Raw genomic sequence first — 22,388 nt, forward strand, 5'->3', positions numbered from 1 at the left:
AGACCTATTTTTAAGGTGAAAAGTCGATATCAATCTCATTTTTCACTATAAGGCAAAGGACAATACAGGAAATCTATTGACAAGAAAAGATATGATTATGATGTCATCATCACTTTTAAAAACATAAGCTTAAGTTATGTTTTTATGATTTATGAATAACTTACTGTAATACCTATAATAAATCAGGGTAATTAATAGAATATATCTCTTTATAACTAAAATAGTGCGGAGATAAATTTATTTGCGATAACTTATTTGTTAATCATATTGTGAATAATACTGAAGGTTGTCATCAAAATACTATTTTGAGCTTATTTAGCAAAAAAATAAGGTTAGGAATAACATTTGTGGATGTATTAATCAGATGGGGGATTTTTCCGGCTATCTACGGATTGGCTTTTAATCATATACCATGAATAGATGAAATTTATTAACACGAGTGCAGCGGTAAAGAAAAATACTGCCCTGAAGCCGTAAGTTGCTGCAACAAATGAGCCCATTAAAGGACCTGTTACGTTACCTACATCGCGTAATGCCTGATTGTAGCTAAATATTCGACCTGTCACTTGATGGGAGATGTTGTAAATAATTAAGGTTTGAACGGCGGGGAGTAAAGCTGCATTAAGTGCCCCAAGTAAAAAACGCAGCGCACCAAGCTCCCAATAGTTGCTGACTAATCCCATAGGAAACAGTACGAAAATTGAGGTTGCTAAAACACCAAGAAGAACCTTTTCTGGTCCAATTCTATCACTGAGTTTACCCAACCGTGGGGCGCTAATGAGTGCAGCAACGCCTGGAATAGAAGCAATTACACCACTAATAAAAGCAAGGTTTTCAAGTGAGCCGGATAAATCACGAACATAGAGCGTTATAATCGGGTTAATTGAACCCATAGCGGCTTGAATAATCATGGTGGTAAAAAATAGGCTAATGACCAATTTTTTATTTTTGAGCGAAGCGAATACTTGTTTGTTGTTTAGTGCATCTTTGCGAGAAACAGGCGTGAAACGTTCTCGAACATAAAAAAGTGTGACGAAAAAACAGATAAATAGTACTGTAGCTGTAATAAAAAAGACAGGACGTAATCCATATTGATCTGCAAGAAACCCGCCAATAAGTGGTCCAATTAAAGCACCACTCACCGCGCCAGTTGCCAGCACCCCCATTGCCCAACCACTTTTTTTCACGGGAATTTGCGTGGCAATTAGGGCATTGGCATTGGGGACAAATCCGCCAAGTAGCCCAAGTAATGCTCTAAGGGCAAGAAGTTGCCAAATATTTTGGGCAAAACCAATTAGTACCATGACGATTGCCATTCCTAATGCTGAACGTAATAGCATTAGTTTTCGGCCTTTTCGGTCAGATAAGCGCCCCCAAAATGGGGCGGCAATAGCAGAAAAAAGAAATGTGATACTGAAAACGGCACCTGTCCATAAATTTAATGAACTGTGATCTTTTATGCCCAATTCCTCAATATAAAGCGGTAAAAAGGGCATAATCAGGCTAAATGCTGCTCCCGTTAAAAAACAGCCAAACCAAACAACATAAAGGTTACGTTTCCAATAACGATTTCTGCTTAACATAGGCTCCTTATTGATTTATCAGCCTTAATGGTGAATTTTATCTAAGTCACCATATAAAGAGGGTGCTCCTTGCGGGCGGGTTTTAAATCGGCGATGAAGCCACATATATTGTTCTGGTGCTAATAAGATAGCTTGTTCAATGATTTGATTCATTTTTGTGGCAACGGCGACTTCATCGTCAAGAGGAAAATCATCCACAGCAGGTTGTATAATTAATTCGTACCCTTTGCCATGAGGTAAACGGCGAGGAACAAAAGGAACCACTAAAGGTGTGGCAAGGCGTAATAAAATTGCTGAACCATTTGTCGTGGCGGCTTGTTCTACTGCAAATAGTGGTGCGAATGAACTATTCCGCGGACCATAATCATGATCAGGTGCATACCAAAGTATTTCGCCTTGTTTTAATGAGCGAACCATATTTTTAACATCTTTACGATCCAACATGTATTTGTTCGAACGTAAACGACCACGCGTTTGTAACCAATCGATTAATTCATTGTCGTTGGGACGATAAACACCAATGCCGGGATTAAGCATGCCAAAGATACGTGCGCCAAGTTCTAGTGTAAGAAAGTGAATACCGAGAACAATAATGCCGCGTCCTGTTTCTTGAGCGGCAATCATATTTTCTCTTCCTTCTATTTTAAACCAGCGGCGAATTCGCCATTCAGGCCAAAACCATGCCATGCCAGTTTCAAAAATTCCCATACCAACAGATTCTGCATTTTCATTAATATAACGCTGGCGCTCTTGTAAACTCATTTCTGGGAAACAGAGTTCTAAGTTTCTATCGGCTATTTGAGTACGTTTTTTTAGTAAATGTTTAGAAAGGCGACCTAAACGCGTTCCCAACCAGTAAATGACGGGATAAGGCAAGAGAACAAGAATATACAAAAAACCAATGCCAAGCCAAACTAGCCAGTAACGAGGATGCAATAAACGTTTATTAAATGTTGGCGTGTGTATCATTATTTTCCAATAATCAGGTTAGTTATTCGGAGCCGCCGGGCTGTTATATTGTTATGGCAACGGCTGATAATATATCTATTGATAGAATGAATTTGAATCGTTATCTATCTATTTTTATTTGATTTAAAAAACAAAATAGATTGAGTTTCCAATAATATTAGCATGATAGCAGATATCATTCATTTGTAAGTTGAGCTGTTTGGATGGTGCTAACTAACTCAGCAAGGTTTTTTACTGCCATTTTTTCCATTACACGAGCTCGATGAACTTCAACTGTTCTTACTGAAACACATGCAACATCAGCAATTTCTCGGTTAATTAAACCTTGCAATACATAATGGCAAATCGTTTTTTCTCGAGATGTTAACGTGTTATAGCGCTGACGTATAAGATAGTGCTGTGTCGCTTTTTGGGTTTGTTTTTGAGCTTGTTCGAGGGTATTAGCGAGTAATTGGCTATCAATAGGTTTTTGTAAAAAATCAACAGCACCTAATTTGACTTGTTCAACAGCCATAGGAATATCACCATGGCCGGATAAAAAAATGACAGCTAATGTACTTTGCTGCTCTCTAAGATAGTGATGCACTTGGCGTCCATCTAATTTTGGCATTCTCATATCAAGGAGAACAACACCTTCTTGAAAGAGATCGGCTTGTTGAATGAATAGTTCGCTATCATTCCATACTGTTACGGAATAACCGAGCGCTTCGAGTAAAAACTGACAAGCATCGGTGACATCTTTGTCATCATCAACTAAATGTATGCCAAGCATAAATCATCGCTCCATTGATTCAATCGCATAAATGTGTGAATAGACCTCTATCATGGCATATTAACAACAGGAATGTTATTCAGGGATAGATAACCTTATCCTGCTGTTTTTATCTCTTAATGGTCTTGATAGGGGAAAATCAACGTGACTTTTAACCCTTTGATGCCTCGTTCATTATCACTATTTTCAATATGAATATCACCACCTTGGCTTTGAATTAGGCGTTGGCAAATCACCAGTCCTAGCCCAAGCCCATCATTTTTCGTTGTAGAAAAAGGCATAAAACCTTGCGTGATTTGGTCGTTATTCATACCGCCAGCATCGTCTTGCAATGTTAATAAAAAGCGCTCAGGGGCAAAGTGAAAATCAAAATGGAGTGTTTCTGCGCCAGCTTGCAAACTATTACTGATAAGATTGGATAACAGCTGGTCGAGAAGAGTCTCAGGCAGTTGTAATATGACATCTTCTTGATTTGGTAAAATCAATTTTGCTTGAGGATAATGCTGAGAAACTCGCAGGAGCTGCCAAATATGTTGGATAGTTGTTTGAACTGATTGTGGTTTCAAGGGTAATGCGGCTTCGTTATGCGGTTTTCCTGCCCATAAACGCAAGTTACGAATAATATCAGCCCCTCTTTGCGCTTGATTATCTATTTTCTGTAAGACATTCATTAATGCATGTTCTTCTGGATCTTTTTTAAGCCGTAAAATACAACCTTGAGCATAGTGGCGAATGGCAGATAAAGGTTGATTTAGTTCATGAGCAAAACCAGAGGACATCTCACCTAATATATTAAGCCGTTGAGCCTTTTCTAAATTGGCTTCTTGTTGACGTAAACGATTATGCGCTTCTTCTAATTGCTTGCTGCGTCTACGCACTAAAAAAGCGATCCAAATATGATTGATGCCTAATAGAATAATAATAAGGGCAATAATACTTAAGGTAATTTGATGTTGGATAACCCAGCTGACAATATCCTGCCAAATTTGTCGTTGTTGAGGATGTTGGTTAACGTCACGCAATAGGCTTTCAACTTGGTTTGCAGAGGCAGGCGCACCCCAACGCAGCCCTGATTTATCAGAAGATAACAATGTTTTTGTGACTTTATCGACTAAGTTATCAGGAACATTATTCAGTGCAGCAAATGACCAGTTTGGATAGAGTTCGGTACTGGTTTGGCAAGGAAGTGAGCTATTACGCTTAATTAATGGTCGGAAGATTTTTTTATCTATAAGCCCTTCATTATCCATATTTTCAAGTAAACAAACGGGAACAATGACAGCGGAAAGCGAATTATCACGTAATGCGTAGAGAAGGGCATCTGCTGGAAAGCCGAGAAATTGCATCTGAAAGTCTTTATCTGCGTCATAGCCCATATCTTTTAGCACTTTATAGCCTAATAAATATCCACCAAAAGCATCAGGTGAAATAGCACCAACTTTTTTACCAATCAGGTCTGCTGCATCAGAAATAGGGGTATCTGCACGTACTAAAATTAAGCTGCCTATGACATTTCTTGTGGCGCTATCTGGCTCAACTGATGAGCGTAAAGAGAGTAACCAACGCAAATGGTAACGGCTATCTAATTGAATAAATTGTGCTGGATTAGTGAGTAAAAAATCGACTTTATTTTCTGCTACTGCATTTCGCATCTCATCAAGATTGAGTGGTTTTAAGACGAAATGTTCATTAGGAATAGCTTCATTAAGCGCTTGAGTAAGAATTTGCCAATGAGATTGTGTTGAGTGAGTTCCCCGTAATGCCAATACACCGATTGTCCACTGTGATGCAAGAGTGGGCATTGACCATAAAATAATGATGGCGACCAGTAAATAATGTAAATACCACGATAATTTTCTCAGCATATTTGGGTTATTCGTTGCGTTAGATCAAGTTAGCTATGGGTATGTGGTAAACCACAATAGGGGCATCTTACTCATCTTCTTACAATACCTTCCATAAAGAATACGTTAATTAGCGATATATCTAATAAAGATAACTTACCGATTTTTAAGAAAAAGAAGCGTTAATTTGTTCTTAACAATAAACACGAATAAGTCAGTAAAAAATTAAAGTGAGTTTGAATTTTATCGTCTATTTATAGATTAGCAATGTAATACTGGAGCCAATTATGGATCTGAGTAAACGAAAATTTCTACAGCAGCTAGGTGTGGTGACAGCAGGTGCGTCATTGATGCCGATTGCGGAGGCAGGGATCCACTTTGCACCAACGCGTCGTGAAGGTGATCCTGAAAAGCGTTATGGGATGTTAATTGACCTACGTCGATGCATTGGATGTCAATCTTGTACAGTAAGTTGTTCAGTTGAGAACCAAACGCCACAAGGGCAATTTCGTACAACGGTAAACCAATATCAAGTTTCATTAAAAGGAGACGAGGGTTTTACTAACGTCTTACTTCCTCGTTTATGTAATCACTGTGATAACCCGCCTTGTGTGCCTGTTTGCCCTGTGCAAGCAACCTTTCAACGGGAAGATGGCATTGTTGTTATTGATAATGAACGTTGTGTTGGTTGTGCCTATTGTGTTCAAGCATGCCCTTATGATGCACGCTTTATTAACCACGCAACTCAAACTGCCGATAAGTGCACTTTCTGCGCCCACCGTTTAGAAGTGGGATTATTGCCTGCTTGTGTTGAATCTTGCGTTGGTGGTGCGCGTATTATTGGCGATTTAAAAGATCCAAACAGTACTATTCGTAAAATGCTGACTGAACACGAAGCTGAAATTAAAGTCCTTAAGCCAGAAAATGGCACATTACCACAGGTATTTTACTTAGGGTTAGATGATGCCTTTGTACAACCTTTAGTGGGTAAAGGGCAGCCCGCATTATGGCAGGAGGTGTTCTAATGAATGAACAAGTCACCAATATCGCTGAATTGATGGCGCAACCACAAGAATTTTTCTGGTTGCCTTGGGCTGTTCAATATTTCTTTTTTATCGGCATTGCGGCATGTGCTGTGCTGTATGCCTGTTACCTACATTGGCAAGCTAAACAAGACAATGAACGTTTAGAAATGATCGCTGTATTTATGACTATCACGATGGGGATCACTGCACCATTAGCACTCACTGCGGATCTTCATCAAACTGCGCGTGTTTGGCATTTTTATGCATACCCAACATTGTGGTCATGGATGTGGTGGGGTTCAGTTTTGTTACCCTTATTTACCACATTTACGGGGCTTTATTTTGTCGCATTGTTGGTTAAATTGATTTGGAAAAGAACATTTAAAGCGACGCGTTGGATAGCGTTATTATCTGCAATATCAGCACTTGGATTATTACTTTATACCGGACGAGAAGCTTCTGTATTACTTGCTAGACCTATTTGGTATAGCTGGTGGATACCTATTTTAATGTTTTTAAGTGCGATGCAAGCTGTTCCGGCTTTAATCAATTTAGGTGCTCGCCGCGAACTTCAATATCAGCAACGTTTAGCACGTTTTCAAACAGTCACTTTATTGCTCTTTGCTGTCTGTTTCGCACTTTGGTTATCTGGCGATACGATTTCAGGAAATGCGGTTCGTCATCAATTAGATATAGCAAGTCCTGGCTGGTGGATGCTTTTAGGAATTTGTGCACTTTGGGGCGTGTCTTTATTTATGTCATTGAATAACCTGATAACAACTCGTTCACTAGCTTATATCACACTATTAGCACTATTTTCTATGGCACTGACTTGGAGTTTGCGTTGGGTCTTTTTGATGGAAGTTCAAGCTGTACCAAAATATAACATAATTATGAATCCATATTATTTCCCACTTGGCACTGATGGGCTGTTAGCCTTATTAGGCACATTCGGTTTATGGATTGCATTGACAATTATTATTCGTGAAAGTGTTCGTTGGTTTGTAAGGAGAGTGCACCATGGCTAAATTTTCAAGGCGTCAATGGCTTAAAGGTGGTTTAGTTGTCGGTGGATTAGCACTATTTGGTGCAGGATATCGTGATGTTGCAAAAAGAGCCGTCGATGGCCTAGTTAATGGAACTTCAGGTAAAGTCACGTTAGACCGCATTAATGGTAACTCTTTACGACCAGAAGGTCAGGCAACAAAAGGGTGGCAAGAGGATCCTGACCAAATTATTGCAATGACACAATGTTTTGGTTGTTGGACACAATGTGGTATTCGCGCACGGGTTGATACGACGAAAAATGAAGTGATCCGCATTGCTGGCAACCCTTATCATCCTTTATCACACGAACAACATTTCCCTTATGGCATGCCACTAAAAGCCGCATTTAATAAAATGAGTGGTGAAAGTGGATTAGAACATCGTTCAACAGCTTGCGCCCGTGGTGCGACATTAATGGAAGGTTTGACAAGCCCATTGCGCATTCTTGAACCGATGAAGCGGGTAGGAAAACGTGGGGAAGGGAAGTGGCAGCGCATTAGTTTTGAACAATTGATTAAAGAGGTTGTTGAAGGTGGCGATCTTTTTGGGGAAGGGCATGTCGATGGTTTACGAGCAATTCGTGATCTCGAAACACCTTTAGATCCTTCACAATCTAAATTAGGACCTAAAGCGAATCAATTATTAGTCACTAATGCGGGTGATGATGGTCGCGATGGATTTATACGCCGCTTTGCGCAAAATGGTTTTGGCAGTAAAAACTTTGGTGCTCATGGCTCTTACTGCGGCCTTGCCTATCGCGCGGGTTCAGGGGCATTAATGAATGATCTTGATAAGAATGCTCATGTAAAACCTGATTGGGATAATGTGCGATTTGCTCTGTTTATGGGAACTTCACCCGCACAATCTGGAAACCCATTTAAACGTCAAGGGCGCCAATTAGCTTCTGCGCGTTTACGCGATTCCTTTAATTATGTGGTTGTTGCACCTGCATTACCACTTACGACCACTTTAGCGAATGACCATGGCCACTGGGTACCGATCCAGCCAGGTACAGATGCCGCTTTAGTGATGGGAATGATCCGCTGGATTATAGAAAATGAACGCTACAATGCTGAATATTTGCGTGTTCCGAGCGAAAAATCAATGCAAGCTGTGGGTGAAAAAAGCTGGACTAACTCGACACATTTAGTGATCACCGATGATAACCATCCGTTAGCAGGTCAATTGTTATTAGCTTCCCATTTAAGCGGTGAATTACCCGCTGATGAGCAAAGTGATAAAGTCTATTTAGTCGAAGATCAAATGGGTGAACTAAGACCCGCAAATGATGTTGAAAAAGCACAACTGTTTGTGACGCGTCAAGTGACGTTACATGATGGCAGTGAAGTGACAGTAAAATCCAGTTTCCAATGCTTAAAAGAAGCGGCGAACCGCATGACATTGGAAGAATACAGTGAACGCTGCCATGTGCCAGTAAAAACAATTGAATCTCTTGGTCGAGCATTGACTTCTTATGATCGCAAAGCTGCCGTGATTTCTCATGGTGGAATGATGGGCGGTAATGGTTTTTATACCGCTTGGTCTGTGATTATGCTTAATGCCCTGATAGGAAACTTAAACTTAAAAGGTGGTGTTTCTGTTGGGGGAGGCAAGTTTAATGGGGAAATGGATGGCCCTCGTTACAAAATGGCGAGCTATAAAGGTAAAGTAAAACCCAAAGGTGTCGTGTTATCGCGCAGTAATGAAGTTTATGAAAAGTCAGATGAGTTTAAAGCGCGTATTGCTGCGGGAGAAAACCCTTATCCTGCTAAAGCACCTTGGTATCCGTTTGCCAAAGGGCAATTAACTGAACAGTTAGCATCTGCTTTAATGGGATATCCTTATACACTTAAAGCATGGATCACCAATATGACTAACCCAGTTTATGGGATTGCTGGGATCCGTCAAGTCATGGAAGAAAAGCTAAAAGACCCGCAACATTTGCCGTTAATTATCGGAATTGATGCTTTCATGAATGAAACGACGGCATTAGCTGATTATATTGTCCCGGATACTCATAACTTTGAAAGCTGGGGATTTAGTGCTCCGTGGTCAGGTGTTCAGGTTAAAGCCAGTACGGCTCGTTGGCCAATTGTTGAGTCTCGGACAGCAAAAACTGCGGATGGGCAACCTATCTCAATGGAAGCTTTTTGTATTGCAGTGGCAAAAGAGCTAGATCTTCCAGGTTTTGGTGACAATGTTATTGAAGATATGGAAGGTAATCAATATCCGCTCAATACTGCACAAGATTACTATTTGCGGGTCGCTGCAAATATGGCGTGGTTAGGTGAAAAACCAGTACCAGAAGCGGCGACAGAAGATATACAGCTAAGTGGTGTAGAGCGCATCATTCCAGCAATGATACAAACATTGAAACCAGAAGAAATACGGCGGGTTGCTTATATTTACACACGCGGCGGGCGCTTTGCTCCACATGAAAAAGCATGGGATGGTGAGGCGACAGGACCACAATGGAAAAAAGAATTACAGATTTGGAATCCAACGGTTGCAGTGAATCGCCATGCCATTACAGGGGAAAGGTATAGCGGTTGTCCTACCTATTATCCACCAAGAATGGCAAATGGCGAGGATGTTAATACCATTTTTCCACCAAATCAGTGGCCACTTAAATTGATGTCATTTAAGTCGCATGTAATGAGTAGCTCGACAACAGTTATTGAGCGTTTACGTCATGTGAAACCGACAAACTTGGTCGCGATCCATCCTGATGATGCGCAAAAAATGGGTGTTAAACATGGTGATTGGGTAAAAATCACCACTCCGGGTGGGCAAGCTGAAGCGCAAATCAGTGTTCTTGATGGTGTCATGCCGGGAGTGCTTGCCATTGAACATGGTTATGGGCACAAAGAAATGGGGGCTAAGCAGCATTATTTGGATGGTAATCCGCTACCCATGAATGCGGCAAACGGCTCAGGAATTAACTTGAATGACCTCGGTTTTGCCGACCCAACACGTGAAATAGCTAATACGTGGTTAGATTGGGTGTCGGGAGCATCAGTAAGGCAAGGTTTACCAGCACGAATTGAAAGAGTTTAGCCATATAATTTGAGGTTGTATTGATTATGATTAATGGCTCAAACTAACAATAATGTCGTTTGAGCCATTTTTTCATTAGGATCTTCTCGGAGAAAGCAGAGGTGATCCCATTTCGCCAACAGATAGGCTTTGGAACATTAATAGCCCAAGTAAGATAAATATCAGACCCGCACATAATCCAATGGCAATTCCCCAGTAGGGCGAAAAAGAGAAACGACGTTTTTGTGCTAAACGTACCGCTATATCACGTAAAAAATAGACAAAAAAAGCAATGGTACAAATAGTCAGTGCTGTACCTATTGCCATGGCCATTGCTGCGGCAATTCCCCATTGATAAACACCAATAACATATGAAAAAAGTAAAACTAATAATGCGCCAGAACATGGGCGTAGTCCCATTGATAACACAACAAGTGCTTGGGTTTTTATGCCATTAGGTAATTGTTGGGCGGGAACAACATGTTGATGTCCACATTGACAAAGTTCTACTGTTTCTGTGGGCAATTTAGGTTTCATAACTGACATTTTTGGTGGATTCAGAGTAGAAATCGAACGAATTTGTCGTGCTGGCGTACGACGTTGTTTGTTCATTCGCCAGAGTTGTCGGAATGCTTTTAAACAGCAAAATAATCCAAGTGCAATCACAAAAGCATAGCTGAGTTTTTCACTATATTGACTCACCAAATGTAAATGCTTAGTTGATAATTGGAAAAGTATTAAAATGCTGGAAACTAACACTATCGCAACTAGCCCTTGCAAAAGTGATGCAAGTAGGCTGAGAAAAACACTTTGTCTCAAAAAGGTAGGATGAGTTGCAATGTAAGTGGTAATTATCAATTTACCGTGACCCGGACCTAGCGCATGCAGTAATCCATATAAAAAACTAATTGCAATTAATAAGCTGCCTGAGCGTAAAGGATCAGTTTGGCTAGCTTGTAATAATTCAGTGAGATAATGATTGAGTTTTCGCTGCCACGAAATACTTAGGCGCAATAATTCAGGCCAATATTGATGTATTTGATAAGCAGCACTAAGAATAATAATGAATAACAGAGCATAAATGAATTTTGCTGGTGGAAATAAACGCGTTTGTTGATTTATTGACATTGTATTTTCACTCTTTGGGCAAATTGTAATCCTAAAGTGGTGTCTTCTTCGGCGGTTTCATCAATATCAAGTGAGTCAGCATAGGTACGCAAGGCTTCCGTTACATCAGGTTCTAGCAGTTTAATATTGCAAATTTCCTCTAATTCTTTGGGATGCAAAATCGCTTTGTTATCAGGATAAGTCATACTGACAAAAAAAGTCGGGTCATAAGTGAGGAACTCAATATCAGAGCCATTAATAGGAAATGGTGACTCAAAAGGAACGGTGAAAGTAAAGATTAATTGCAGTCCTTCACGTTGCAATTGGTAGTGACTTGGGAGTTTTTTAAAGCGAACTTTATGGCCTTGAGAATAGAACTCAGTGAAATAATCTTGTGATAAAATATTTGCCATTACTGTTGCTGCTTGTTTTTTCCACTCAGGATCGCTCTCTTTTTTGTTTTTCAGCTCATAAGCAATATCTGCGGATGTCATTGGGTCCATTTTCCATGTAAATGTTAATCCTTGATATTGATGTTGTTCGATTTCAGGTAAAACTTGCATATCAATAAAACTATGAGGATGTGAAAAGCTTTTTACTGAAGCAAATAAACAAAAAAGGAGTGTTAATAATTTGGGTTTCATAATATTTAACTTCAATTAATAGATGTCATATCCGCATTACAGAAGGATAATGTTATAATATAACTTTGTTCCAGTTTGAAATAAATTTAACATTATTTACTTAAATATGATTCATGTGGGATGAGGTAACTTTGGTTTACCTAATTCATATATTCTCGCTGGAGCATTCTGTGTTTTTGCATATCCTTTGGTTATCGATTGCTCTCTTTGCGGTTTTTCAGGTAAAAAACAGTTTTAAATTTATCCTAATGTTGAGATAAACATCTAATTATTTAGATCTTACAAATTTGCCATCAGTACCAAGATGGCAATATCAACAATTGTAAAAGAAATTAGAATTGAGTCATCGCGTAATAGCCCTGTAACATTAGGGGTTTTTTATTAACAAAATAACAGCGATAATATTTAGTAATGATCAAATATGGACACTTATTGGCCATAATTGAGATTAAATTTTTAATTATTACTCAGTTACAAAGGAAAAGGGAACACCATGCCAGTGTTACATAACCAAGTCTCAAACAAAATCTTAAAAGAACGTATGTTGGCTGAAACCGAGCCACGTACAACGATTTCCTTTTATAAATACTTTAATATTCAAGATCCCGAATCATTTCGAAATGATTGGTATGTTAAATTTCAGCAACTAAGTGTTTTTGGACGCGTGTATATTGCTAAAGAAGGGATTAATGCACAGATCAGTGTACCTGAATCAAATGTAGATGCTTTGCGTGAGCTTATCTATAGCACAAGTCCTGAACTGAATAATTTGCGTTTGAATATTGCAATTGATGATGACGGTAAATCATTTTGGGTATTGCGTATGAAAGTGCGCGACCGAGTTGTAGCAGATGGGATCACAGATGAAACATTTGATGCTGCAAAAACGGGTAAATATCTCAAAGCACATGAAGTGAATGAGATGATTGATAATCCAAATACCGTATTTGTTGATATGCGTAACCATTATGAATATGAAGTAGGGCATTTTGATAACGCGATAGAAGTGCCTTCTGACACATTCAGAGAGCAATTGCCAATGGCAGTTGAAATGTTACAAGAGCAGAAAGATAAAAATATTGTTATGTATTGCACGGGTGGTATTCGCTGCGAAAAAGCAAGTGCATATATGCTGCACAATGGTTTTAAGAATGTTTATCATGTTGAGGGTGGCGTGATTGAATACGCGCGCAAAGCAAAAGAACAGGGTTTGCCTCTGCGTTTTAAAGGTAAAAACTTTGTTTTTGATAACCGCATGGGCGAACGCATCACTGATGATACATTAGCACATTGTCATCAATGTGGTGAATTATGTGATACACACACTAATTGCCGTAATGATGGTTGCCATTTACTCTTTATTCAATGCCCAACGTGTGCTGAGAAATATGAAGGCTGTTGTAGCATTGATTGTGCTGAAGAAATGAAATTGCCTGAAGAAGAGCAACGCGCTCGCCGTGCAGGCCGTGAAGTAAGTAATAAGATTTTCAATAAATCACGTCATCGCTTATCTGATGGTTTATTAAACAACGATAATTAATCTGATAAAGATATGGCACAAAAATAATAATATAAAGCGCCATATCTTTTTAATATAGATTAATAAGAATAACTATGCTTCATTTATTCTATTAGTTAATTACTAATGTTTATAATTTCAATTGTTATCTGATTGCTTTGTTGAGTTGATGCTACTTTTTTTATTTTACTTTTTAGTTAGTAGATATATTTAAAAATATTATAAATAAAGAAAAGTTCAATTCTATTTTTGACAAAAACTTTCGAGGTAATATGCCTTTTTTGTGAATAAACTGTACTGCTACTAATGCCAAGTTTTTTTGAAATAATATGATTAGGCGTTTCATTCATCCAATTACTAATAATACATTGTTCTTTTAATGAAAAGATTGATGATTTTGAGTTATTAGCGAGTTTTATCGTTTTTTTTATTTGTTCTGCATTATTAATAACTTTGTTTAATATTGGGATCATTATTTTTTTTGGCATAATGAAGTAATTATCCTTTAGTAATAAAGGCGTATTACACATAGGGTAAGGTGCATTCACATATATGTAAAATCGAATATTATTAAATGAGTTTAATAATTTTTTTAATGTCAAACAATAGCTTGAATGATGACAATAATAAGTTAAATTTACAAGGATTATAGTTGGCTGTGACTCATTAATATGTTCAATTGCTTCTTTTATACAACCTGTACTAATAAATTCTAATGTTTTGTTTGAAGATAAATATTCAGTAATACCAAGACGTGTATAATAACAATCATCAATGACTAATATTCTCATAATGGAACATCCTTGTTCAAAAGTATTATTACAATAAATTGAAGTTACTATGAAAGTCAATAAACTAATCATAAAAATTAATTGGTTTAGTTTGTTTTTGCAAGTTGAATAATATTTACAATTGAATTAATTAAATTCAAATAAATATTATAATGATTAATTTCGGGAGATAATAAATATTAAGGTAATGGATATTTGATGATTATCAAATATCCATTATTTTCTCTAGTGCGTTTTAAAGTCAGATTCTACATATTCACCGGATTCGATTTTATCAATACCGGCTTGTAGAATATCGATAAGCTGCTTAGCTATATCGGTTGTTAGCCACATTGTTTTATCAACGATGGCATTTTCACTATTTCCATTTACTTCTGGAAGGTAATGCAACCTCAACATCATTGCATCATAGGCATCAACGGTGCTGATATCCCATCCAACAACTGGGTGGGTCTGAATGACTTCTTTATTTCTATTCATAGGCACCTCCTAATCATACTGCGTGATAGACATCGATAACTGACTAAGAGCGGAATACTCACAAGGAGTAGGGAACAGTATAAGGGGAATTTGTTAATAGGGAAGAGAAAACGATGCTTTATATGTAAAAATGACAAGGAATATCAAAAAAACGAAATAATGAGAACAATAAGTTGTTTTTAATTATGGGGAATTGCTATTCCCCATAATCATTAAATCAATCAATTGTGCGTACAGACCAGTGACAATCTTCACCCGCAAGGAAAGGGATTAATTTATCATCACCGCAATTTATGGATTCTATTGTAACATTCTGCTCTTTAGTTAATTGGATATAACTGTCATTGGCAGGCAAATTATAAAACTTAGGTCCATTAAGTGAGCAAAAAGCCTCAAAATGCGCTAAAGCACCAAGTTCATCAAAAACAGTTGCATAAGCGGATAACGCAGTCGGTGCATTAAACACCCCAGCACAGCCACATGATGACTCCTTGCGGCCTTGTGCGTGTGGTGCGGTATCTGTCCCTAAAAAGAAACGATCACTGCCAGAAGCCACGGCTGCGCGTAAAGCATCTTGGTGCACATTGCGTTTAAGAATAGGTAGACAATATAAGTGTGGGCGAATACCACCAACAAGCATATGGTTACGATTAAACATTAAATGTTGTGGTGTTAATGTCGCCGCTAAATATTGATCGCCTTCTAGTACATATTCAGCAGCTTCTTTAGTTGTAATATGCTCAAAAACGATTTTTAACTTTGGAAATGCAGCGCGTAGAGGTTGCATAACGTTTTCAATAAACCGCGCTTCACGATCAAAAATATCAATGTCACTGGTAGTCACTTCGCCGTGAATAAGGAGTGGCATACCCACTTCTTCCATGGCGGCTAACGCAGGGTAAATCTTTTTAATATCAGAAACGCCATGACTTGAATTGGTTGTCGCATTAGCAGGATAAAGTTTACAAGCCGTGAACACACCTTCTGTAAAACCACGGACAATTTCTTTCGCATCAACACCATCAGTCAAATAGCAGGTCATTAGTGGTGTAAATTTATGATCTTCAGGAACGGCTTGTAAAATACGCTCACGATACGCTTTTGCCATATCAACGGTGGTGATAGGTGGGACAAGGTTTGGCATGACAATAGCACGACCAAAAAACTGACTGGTATAAGGAACGACTGTTTTGAGCATTTCACCATCACGAAAGTGAACATGCCAATCATCAGGGCGACGGATCGTTAAAGTTGTTGCAGTTGTCATGAAACCGGCTCCATAGGGGATAAAATGTAATGAGCAAGAGGCTCAGGCCGGGACGAGATGATAAAACGAATACGAGAAAATAGCTATCTAATTCATGAATATTTTGGTTGATGTTCGAAGTGCAATATAAGGGAATCAAAGAGATAGAACAGAGATATGAAATTTAAGAAGTGGCATTAAGTTGGCTCCTCCAGCTGGACTCGAACCAGCGACATACGGATTAACAGTCCGCCGTTCTACCGACTGAACTATGGAGGAACTCCTTAAAGCGGGGTGAATATTAGCTTCACTGGTTCTAAATGTCAAAGGGGAAATTTCAATAATAGTTCGATTGCCTGTTATATGGACGAATTGTTGCAAGTTTCGTCGAATTTGTTGAAAAAAAAGCAGATTACGGGAGATGGCGATATTTTATTGAGGTTTTTAACAGGGGGAAATTTAGGATAAATAAAATTTTAATGAGAAATAACGCTGAGCAATAGAAGAAGTTTTATGACCCATAGTTGGCGTTTTTAAATAGTTTAATTGGGATTGGTAAGATTACAGGTAGTAAGATCGGGAAAGCAGTGTGAAAGATATGAAAGAAAAAATAAGGTGGTTAGATACAAAAAGCCCGCTATAAAAGCGGGCTTCTTAAATTTGGCTCCTCCAGCTGGACTTGAACCAGCGACATACGGATTAACAGTCCGCCGTTCTACCGACTGAACTATGGAGGAATTGCTTGTTCCTGAGAACGAGGCGAATATTACCGATCTTGATCAGTCTTGTAAAGCATAAATATGAAAAAAATAATTAACCGCTTGTTAAATAAACAAAATGATGGTTATGCAAGCGAATTTATGGCTAAACGTATTATTGATAGAAGTGATATGACAACTGACATTGAATTTTTTAGGGGTGAATTATCTGATTCACTGTAATTTTCACGGATGAATTTATCGATGACATGGAAATAGTGAATACTTGGTAGCTTAGGGCACATAGCAAAAAGCCCGCTATAAAAGCGGGCTTTTCAAATTTGGCTCCTCCAGCTGGACTTGAACCAGCGACATACGGATTAACAGTCCGCCGTTCTACCGACTGAACTATGGAGGAATTGCTTGTTCCTGAGAACGAGGCGAATATTAATGATATTGCCTCGAACTGTCAACGATAAAAATATAAAAAAATCTATTTGCTCAAACTGTGTTCTTAATGATTAAAGTTTATTCTATATTATTGATATTGTGCTTTATTTTGTGGTGAAATCGATGTTTTAACGTGTGAAGAAACTTCAGGATAGGCAATATGGTAAATATCATAAAAAGAGAGCATGCCTTTTTGTGAAATTAATCGCTGAATTTCTTGTTTAATCGGCTCACTGACATCATTAGCATTGAGGATCTTTTGGATAGCAGAGTCTGAAACCAATTCAGTCACAAACCATTCCCCGTTATAGCAGACGCGTAAATCAAGTACGCCAATATCTTCAAATCGATAAACTGGCTTAATATCAAAAAGTAGTACAGCCGCTAGAAGAATAAATAAAGCCGTTAAACCTATCATCCAATATAGACCAAAATAAGGGGCATATAAAACAAGGATTGCTAGAGGCACATAAGCTGCAACCATTCCTACACAAAGATATGGGTGATTGGTGATAAATAAACTATTAAAATAGGGTTTTCCATCTCGTTGTTCACTTTTATTGATGGAATCCAAATCTTCGGTCAGTATTTGCTGAATAATATCCATGATGTGATAGCGCTCTGTAAGATATCTATATTTTAAAGAGTATCATGCAGAAGTTGAATTGTTATATATCAGTTACAAAAAAAATTAAGTGTAATTGTTACGGTGCAAGAGGGTTGAGGATGAAAATAAAGATGTTTAAATATCAAAAAAACATTTAATCTATCAACAAAATGCAATTGTTTATTTAACTTTTCTTCTGTAAAAGTGATGTAATCGAAAAAATGGTGTTTTTTTAAGGCGAATCTATACAAAATGGTTGCTATTATTCTTAACTCATGAGTTAATGAGTATCGGTCTGGTTAGCAGTCCTATTTGATGTATGATTACTAAGTTAGTGTGTTGTAAAGAAGAAAGTTATCTTAGATAGCCTTTGATCATGACGCTGTACCTTGGTTTTTTCCTGATTAAATAGCAGACTCCGGCCAATATATGCCGAAAAGGCAAGTTTTTTTGATGTTATATAGGAAAAGTCAAATGTCTGACAAAATGAAAGGTCAAGTTAAGTGGTTCAACGAGTCTAAAGGCTTCGGTTTCATCACTCCTGCTGATGGTAGCAAAGACGTTTTCGTCCACTTCTCTGCCATTCAAGGCGCTGGTTTTAAAACTCTGGCTGAAGGCCAACAAGTTGAATTCACCATTGAAAATGGTGCTAAAGGTCCAGCAGCAGCTAACGTAACTGCAATCTAAGTTAATTACTTAACTGATTTCTAAAGCCCGTCATTTTTAATGACGGGCTTTTTCATTCCCGCTACACTAGACTTCAGTGAACAATCTTTTTACTGGAGAGCCCACCAAAATGAAAATCAATGATCGCGTATATGTAAAAACGGATGGCCAAGAGCATCGTGAAGGTAAAATTTTACTCATTGAATCTTTCAGTGAGGGTGTAATGTATTTAGTTTCTTTGCCTGATTACCCTGGCGGAATTTGGTTTTTTAATGAAAAAGAGGGTGGGCATGGAACATTTGTCTATCCAATTGAAAATTAGCTCTCATCAAGCGCTATTTGTAATCACATTTTATGTAAAATCACAATTGGAATTCAGTTTATCTACTCAATAAGTTAAGCTGATTTCTGTTTATCACTTAGTCAGTGATTACATCGTACCAAAAATTACTGCTTATCAATGAATGATGAGCAGCCTTAAAGTGGCTTATTTTATTGGCCTGCGAAGTAGATTATTGACACTTTATAATGGTTGAGTAAACCTTTCTCTTAACTTGTATAATCGCTATAATTTCATAATCTAATAGCGGATAGATACCTGCTATGAATAACCATTAATCTACGGCTGCTTTTACTGGGTAATATCTGATTTTAGCTTACTCATTGCATCTAGAGCTTGCTGACAGGCTTTGTCTTGTTGCTCTTGGGGTAATGCAGCTACTTGTTTTTTCCCTTCTTCCAATTGCGCACTTAAGATATCGAGTTGGGTTTTAGTTTTCAAATCAGCTGATGCTTTAGCGATTAAAGCATCGACTTCGGTAAAATAAGTTTTACAGGTTTCAGTTGGATTGGTGGTATTTGATTGTTTTTCGTCATCATTGCAGGCAGTCAGCGATAAAATCAACAAGGCGGCACTGCAAGTTAATATCATTTTTTTCATAATGAGCTTTGGTATCTATAGTTAATTAAACCAGTGTTGTGAGTATATAAGAAATTGGTTTAACATTAAATGTAAGTTAGTTATATACGTAATAATACGTATTTAATTTGTTTTTTTATAAGCTAAATAAGCCTAAATTTTAACAAATCGAGATATATAACTAACAGGTATTGGAAGGTGACTTTTAATTTTTGATTAATTTTACAGAGTAAAGTGATAAATAAGGTAGTATATAAAATACAATGAATATTTTGATATAAAAAATAGAAAATTATAAAAAATAAGTATAAATAACTCATTTTCGTATATGAATGGTATAGAAAAGTAATGAGTATTATAGGTATACTTCATTGATATAGTTGATTATTATCTTATATATTATAAGGGAATAATATAATGTGTTTGATAAGTTAAATATGTAAAAAATCATTTACACATATTTGATGTGGAAATAAGGTGTAATTGTCTAAAAGATTATCAATTATAAAATATATCGATAAATTTTAGTTATGTTGCTTCGCTTAAGTCATATTTAGATTGACTTAATTAATATTGAGCTAGTAACTTGATTTTTAAATTAAATATTAATTGAATAAAGTGAACGTTAACAGTAAAGTCTTTATCAAAATATTAGGTAGAGATAAAGATTTCATAAAGCGTTGCAATAAGTTAACTATACGCATAATTGATAAAAGGTTGGTTTTATAGGTTGACGCTAAGTGAAATTCGTACCAAACTTTAGTCTTCGCAGAAATTCGCCAAAGAGCGATAGACGCGATAGAATAATCTTCACTGATAGAGACTCATTCAAACTTCATTAGTTTGTATGAATATGTTTCTTCAGTGAAAACAAAAAAATTTGATGTATATATGCATCAAAATGCAACATGGCAATAATAAGAATGCTATGTGCATAAGACAGTCTGTAGCGTGTCATACGCGTTACAATTTTAATTTTAGATTACACACAGGGCTTTAAATCATGTCTGCTTCTCTTGTTAAGAAACGGCCTTTGAGTCGTTATATTAAAGACTTTAAACATAGCCAAACTCATTGCGCTCATTGTCATAAAACACTGGATCGTATCTCACTTGTCTTCAATGATAGCATCTTAAATAAAGAAGCTATTGCTGAAATGACAGAATTGGTCGATGAAAGTACATGGCTTGAGCTTCAGAATAAATTTACTGCACTTTGCCGTTTTTGTAGTGAAATCTATTGCAATAGTAATACTGACTTTTTTGACATTATGTCATTTAAACAGTACTTGTTTTTACAGACAGAAATGAGCCATAGCACAGTTCGTGAATATGTTGTTCGTTTACGTCGTCTTGATGAACTTCTTTCTTCTACAAATTTCTCAATGAAAGAGTTCACTACCGACAGAATTAAAGAACAATTAAGTGAGCAAATGACTGAATCTGCATTTAGTAATTACAATATTGCCTTACGTAAATATGAGCAATATTTATACTGGCAGTCAGAAAAAAATTAATAATAATTTATCACTAATAAGTGATGTACTTATTAGTGATAGCTATGAAATAGCTAGAGTTGTTTATAGATATGCAAACAGACTATTTTTAAATTCTCTTGAATATAAAAATTCAGCTATCTGATAATGTTTGATTGTTATTTGTTTATGATGTGGCTATATCATGAGTATAACGAGTTATTTTAGGTGTCTTTTTTTGTTACCTTAGATATTCTGTATACATTGTTATTTTTTTAGGCTCTTTACTGATTGTAATAGAAAGACATTTTAATTTTGTTCATTCTATTAAAAAGAACGCCCTCAGGTTGAAGGCGTTCTTTTTGTTTTATATATCACGTAAAAAAAATATCCAATAATGACTAATGTCTTTCGCCATTATCTGCTGTTTCAGTTAGCATAATTGGATGAGTGTGATTGAAGATCCTTTGTTCCCATAATTCACCTAATTTAAAATCCCATGATAAAGGTTGGATTTTTGTTCTACCAGCATTTGGAGCAAAAGTTAATTCGCTAAAATATAAAGTATTTTCTGACATTAAAAAATCTGCTCTACAATAATCAAAAGGACTGACTAATCGTTGAGCAAGTTTTAACATTTCTTGAAATAAAGGGGGTTCGTCTACAGGCTCTAACATATTTGGATAACCAAATGTCATTGTTTGTAGTTGCCATTGAGTATCATAAATATTGATATATTCAGTACCACATTCAGCAGTATAATCAATTTCGATATACATTGGCTTTCCTGCAAAACAATGTACTCTGCAAGTTTCAGGTACTAATTTTCTATTTTTTGTACCAAATAAGTCGATATATTGCTCACAAATAATCTTCGCTGGAATATTTTTATAATGTCGTTCTCGAGTAATGTAATATAAATTTTTTATAAGATGGAGAGATAATTTTTCTTTTGCTTTATACAAATCGAATTTTGATTTGTTATTACAAATAATACTACTTCCACTATCATGACTGCATTTTAATACAAAACTATTAGGCAACTTATTAATGTCAATTTCATTTATGTTATTGTAAGTGGCTAAAATAGGAACTAAATACTTTTCTCCAATTTTATGTTTTATATATTCTCTAGCAGCTAATTTATCCGCTAGTTGTGTATATAAGGGATTTCTATCATATAACATTCGGAAATTGACTTTTTCATTAAAGCTTTTTGGATCCTTAAAATTAGGAACATAACCTATATTTTTTATAAATTTATTAGTGAGATATAATTTATCATTAATGACTGCTGTGCGTAATTTTTTGAGTAAATATTCGACTTTTTTCATTTGAGTCGTAACCATTCTTTATGTAATTATTAATAGATATTTATTGAATTAAACTATTTGCATGAATTATATTTCTATAAACATAAATGAAGCATCAATAAGCTAGATGTTCCAATGTTTGTTTAGAATATATTTAAGAGACATGAATGGTCATGAATATAATCAAAATGAGAATAA

At 36.7% G+C, this 22,388-nt stretch carries 20 protein-coding genes and 3 tRNA genes; 8 read left to right on the plus strand and 15 right to left on the minus strand.

Features of this window, described 5'->3' with window-relative positions; genetic code table 11:
• Positions 1–356 precede the first annotated feature (356 nt).
• From mdtG to ttrS, 4 genes are all read right to left on the minus strand, one after another.
• Positions 357–1,583: a multidrug efflux MFS transporter MdtG gene (mdtG, locus tag OO7_RS07265; protein ID WP_008915309.1), complete on the minus strand. Its 1,227-nt coding sequence runs from the start codon at positions 1,581–1,583 to the stop codon at positions 357–359.
• A 24-nt stretch (positions 1,584–1,607) separates the two neighbouring features.
• Positions 1,608–2,552, minus strand: a complete 945-nt coding sequence (locus tag OO7_RS07270) for a Kdo(2)-lipid IV(A) acyltransferase (RefSeq protein ID WP_008915310.1) — start codon at positions 2,550–2,552, stop codon at positions 1,608–1,610.
• Positions 2,553–2,727: 175 nt separating this feature from the next.
• Positions 2,728–3,324, minus strand: a complete 597-nt coding sequence (gene ttrR / locus OO7_RS07275; protein ID WP_008915311.1) for a tetrathionate respiration response regulator TtrR — start codon at positions 3,322–3,324, stop codon at positions 2,728–2,730.
• A 116-nt stretch (positions 3,325–3,440) separates the two neighbouring features.
• Positions 3,441–5,189, minus strand: coding sequence for a tetrathionate respiration histidine kinase TtrS (ttrS, locus tag OO7_RS07280; protein WP_008915312.1), 1,749 nt, complete (start codon positions 5,187–5,189; stop codon positions 3,441–3,443).
• Positions 5,190–5,455: 266 nt separating this feature from the next.
• Between ttrS and ttrB the strand changes: the two genes are divergently transcribed.
• From ttrB to ttrA, 3 genes are read left to right on the plus strand one after another with little or no spacing between them, the layout of a single operon-like run.
• A complete protein-coding gene (ttrB, locus tag OO7_RS07285) occupies positions 5,456–6,193 on the plus strand; it encodes a tetrathionate reductase subunit TtrB (RefSeq protein ID WP_008915313.1) in 738 nt (245 codons plus the stop codon).
• Complete coding sequence (gene ttrC, locus OO7_RS07290) at positions 6,193–7,221, plus strand: tetrathionate reductase subunit TtrC (RefSeq protein WP_008915314.1); 1,029 nt, start codon at positions 6,193–6,195, stop codon at positions 7,219–7,221. Before ttrB ends, ttrC begins: the two co-directional genes overlap by 1 nt.
• Positions 7,214–10,297, plus strand: coding sequence for a tetrathionate reductase subunit TtrA (ttrA, locus tag OO7_RS07295; protein ID WP_008915315.1), 3,084 nt, complete (start codon positions 7,214–7,216; stop codon positions 10,295–10,297). The genes ttrC and ttrA overlap by 8 nt, the downstream gene beginning before the upstream one ends.
• Positions 10,298–10,372: 75 nt before the next feature.
• Here ttrA and OO7_RS07300 read toward each other — a convergent pair whose 3' ends face one another.
• Together OO7_RS07300 and OO7_RS07305 are read right to left on the minus strand one after the other, a co-directional pair.
• Positions 10,373–11,404, minus strand: coding sequence for a nickel/cobalt transporter (locus tag OO7_RS07300; RefSeq protein ID WP_008915316.1), 1,032 nt, complete (start codon positions 11,402–11,404; stop codon positions 10,373–10,375).
• Complete coding sequence (locus OO7_RS07305; RefSeq protein ID WP_008915317.1) at positions 11,395–12,027, minus strand: DUF1007 family protein; 633 nt, start codon at positions 12,025–12,027, stop codon at positions 11,395–11,397. The genes OO7_RS07300 and OO7_RS07305 overlap by 10 nt, the downstream gene beginning before the upstream one ends.
• A gap of 493 nt (positions 12,028–12,520) precedes the next feature.
• On the opposite strand from OO7_RS07305, the gene trhO reads away from it, so the two are divergent.
• Entirely contained in the window at positions 12,521–13,567 is a 1,047-nt protein-coding gene (trhO, locus tag OO7_RS07310) for an oxygen-dependent tRNA uridine(34) hydroxylase TrhO (RefSeq protein WP_008915318.1), read from the plus strand.
• Positions 13,568–13,743: 176 nt separating this feature from the next.
• On the opposite strand, the gene OO7_RS07315 is transcribed toward trhO, so the two are convergent.
• The 5 genes from OO7_RS07315 to OO7_RS07335 all read right to left on the minus strand — a co-directional run bounded on the left by OO7_RS07315 (position 13,744) and on the right by OO7_RS07335 (position 16,800).
• A complete protein-coding gene (locus tag OO7_RS07315; RefSeq protein WP_008915319.1) occupies positions 13,744–14,337 on the minus strand; it encodes a LuxR C-terminal-related transcriptional regulator in 594 nt (197 codons plus the stop codon).
• A 225-nt stretch (positions 14,338–14,562) separates the two neighbouring features.
• Positions 14,563–14,817, minus strand: coding sequence for a biofilm formation regulator BssS (gene bssS / locus OO7_RS07320; RefSeq protein WP_008915320.1), 255 nt, complete (start codon positions 14,815–14,817; stop codon positions 14,563–14,565).
• A gap of 217 nt (positions 14,818–15,034) precedes the next feature.
• Complete coding sequence (gene pyrC / locus OO7_RS07325; RefSeq protein WP_008915321.1) at positions 15,035–16,084, minus strand: dihydroorotase; 1,050 nt, start codon at positions 16,082–16,084, stop codon at positions 15,035–15,037.
• Positions 16,085–16,266: 182 nt separating this feature from the next.
• Positions 16,267–16,342 (minus strand) — tRNA-Asn (locus OO7_RS07330).
• 382 nt (positions 16,343–16,724) lie between these two features.
• Positions 16,725–16,800: transfer RNA gene (locus tag OO7_RS07335), tRNA-Asn, on the minus strand.
• A 63-nt stretch (positions 16,801–16,863) separates the two neighbouring features.
• Between OO7_RS07335 and OO7_RS16810 the strand changes: the two genes are divergently transcribed.
• Positions 16,864–17,004: a hypothetical protein gene (locus OO7_RS16810; RefSeq protein WP_156823137.1), complete on the plus strand. Its 141-nt coding sequence runs from the start codon at positions 16,864–16,866 to the stop codon at positions 17,002–17,004.
• A 99-nt stretch (positions 17,005–17,103) separates the two neighbouring features.
• Here OO7_RS16810 and OO7_RS07340 read toward each other — a convergent pair.
• Both OO7_RS07340 and OO7_RS07345 read right to left on the minus strand, forming a co-directional pair.
• A tRNA-Asn gene (locus OO7_RS07340) sits at positions 17,104–17,179 on the minus strand.
• Positions 17,180–17,299: 120 nt separating this feature from the next.
• Positions 17,300–17,818: a YlaC family protein gene (locus OO7_RS07345; RefSeq protein WP_008915322.1), complete on the minus strand. Its 519-nt coding sequence runs from the start codon at positions 17,816–17,818 to the stop codon at positions 17,300–17,302.
• A gap of 474 nt (positions 17,819–18,292) precedes the next feature.
• Between OO7_RS07345 and cspE the strand changes: the two genes are divergently transcribed.
• Both cspE and dsrB read left to right on the plus strand, forming a co-directional pair.
• On the plus strand, positions 18,293–18,505 hold the full coding sequence (gene cspE / locus OO7_RS07350; RefSeq protein ID WP_008911725.1) for a transcription antiterminator/RNA stability regulator CspE: 213 nt from the start codon (positions 18,293–18,295) through the stop codon (positions 18,503–18,505).
• A gap of 109 nt (positions 18,506–18,614) precedes the next feature.
• Positions 18,615–18,806, plus strand: coding sequence for a protein DsrB (gene dsrB, locus OO7_RS07355; protein WP_008915323.1), 192 nt, complete (start codon positions 18,615–18,617; stop codon positions 18,804–18,806).
• Positions 18,807–19,115: 309 nt separating this feature from the next.
• Here the strand turns inward: dsrB and OO7_RS07360 are convergent, their stop codons facing one another.
• Positions 19,116–19,424: a DUF5339 domain-containing protein gene (locus OO7_RS07360; RefSeq protein WP_008915324.1), complete on the minus strand. Its 309-nt coding sequence runs from the start codon at positions 19,422–19,424 to the stop codon at positions 19,116–19,118.
• A 982-nt stretch (positions 19,425–20,406) separates the two neighbouring features.
• On the opposite strand from OO7_RS07360, the gene fliZ reads away from it, so the two are divergent.
• On the plus strand, positions 20,407–20,919 hold the full coding sequence (fliZ, locus tag OO7_RS07365) for a flagella biosynthesis regulatory protein FliZ (RefSeq protein ID WP_008915325.1): 513 nt from the start codon (positions 20,407–20,409) through the stop codon (positions 20,917–20,919).
• Positions 20,920–21,278: 359 nt separating this feature from the next.
• On the opposite strand, the gene OO7_RS07370 is transcribed toward fliZ, so the two are convergent.
• On the minus strand, positions 21,279–22,211 hold the full coding sequence (locus OO7_RS07370; protein ID WP_008915326.1) for an ATP-grasp fold amidoligase family protein: 933 nt from the start codon (positions 22,209–22,211) through the stop codon (positions 21,279–21,281).
• Positions 22,212–22,388: the final 177 nt, after the last annotated feature.

The organism is Providencia sneebia DSM 19967, assembly GCF_000314895.2.
Lineage (GTDB): Bacteria > Pseudomonadota > Gammaproteobacteria > Enterobacterales > Enterobacteriaceae > Providencia > Providencia sneebia.

Bases quoted from the DNA above. Each gene is read 5' to 3' on its own strand.
- ttrA (WP_008915315.1), top strand. From the start codon at position 7,214: ATGGCTAAATTTTCAAGGCGTCAATGGCTTAAAGGTGGTTTAGTTGTC.
- cspE (WP_008911725.1), top strand. From the start codon at position 18,293: ATGTCTGACAAAATGAAAGGTCAAGTTAAGTGGTTCAACGAGTCTAAA.
- fliZ (WP_008915325.1), top strand. From the start codon at position 20,407: ATGTCTGCTTCTCTTGTTAAGAAACGGCCTTTGAGTCGTTATATTAAA.
- ttrR (WP_008915311.1), bottom strand. From the start codon at position 3,324: ATGCTTGGCATACATTTAGTTGATGATGACAAAGATGTCACCGATGCT.
- OO7_RS07360 (WP_008915324.1), bottom strand. From the start codon at position 19,424: ATGAAAAAAATGATATTAACTTGCAGTGCCGCCTTGTTGATTTTATCG.
- trhO (WP_008915318.1), top strand. From the start codon at position 12,521: ATGCCAGTGTTACATAACCAAGTCTCAAACAAAATCTTAAAAGAACGT.
- ttrS (WP_008915312.1), bottom strand. From the start codon at position 5,189: ATGCTGAGAAAATTATCGTGGTATTTACATTATTTACTGGTCGCCATC.
- ttrC (WP_008915314.1), top strand. From the start codon at position 6,193: ATGAATGAACAAGTCACCAATATCGCTGAATTGATGGCGCAACCACAA.
- ttrB (WP_008915313.1), top strand. From the start codon at position 5,456: ATGGATCTGAGTAAACGAAAATTTCTACAGCAGCTAGGTGTGGTGACA.
- pyrC (WP_008915321.1), bottom strand. From the start codon at position 16,084: ATGACAACTGCAACAACTTTAACGATCCGTCGCCCTGATGATTGGCAT.
- bssS (WP_008915320.1), bottom strand. From the start codon at position 14,817: ATGAATAGAAATAAAGAAGTCATTCAGACCCACCCAGTTGTTGGATGG.
- OO7_RS07300 (WP_008915316.1), bottom strand. From the start codon at position 11,404: ATGTCAATAAATCAACAAACGCGTTTATTTCCACCAGCAAAATTCATT.
- OO7_RS07345 (WP_008915322.1), bottom strand. From the start codon at position 17,818: ATGGATATTATTCAGCAAATACTGACCGAAGATTTGGATTCCATCAAT.
- OO7_RS07315 (WP_008915319.1), bottom strand. From the start codon at position 14,337: ATGAGAATATTAGTCATTGATGATTGTTATTATACACGTCTTGGTATT.
- mdtG (WP_008915309.1), bottom strand. From the start codon at position 1,583: ATGTTAAGCAGAAATCGTTATTGGAAACGTAACCTTTATGTTGTTTGG.
- dsrB (WP_008915323.1), top strand. From the start codon at position 18,615: ATGAAAATCAATGATCGCGTATATGTAAAAACGGATGGCCAAGAGCAT.
- OO7_RS07370 (WP_008915326.1), bottom strand. From the start codon at position 22,211: ATGAAAAAAGTCGAATATTTACTCAAAAAATTACGCACAGCAGTCATT.
- OO7_RS07305 (WP_008915317.1), bottom strand. From the start codon at position 12,027: ATGAAACCCAAATTATTAACACTCCTTTTTTGTTTATTTGCTTCAGTA.
- OO7_RS07270 (WP_008915310.1), bottom strand. From the start codon at position 2,552: ATGATACACACGCCAACATTTAATAAACGTTTATTGCATCCTCGTTAC.
- OO7_RS16810 (WP_156823137.1), top strand. From the start codon at position 16,864: ATGAAAAAAATAATTAACCGCTTGTTAAATAAACAAAATGATGGTTAT.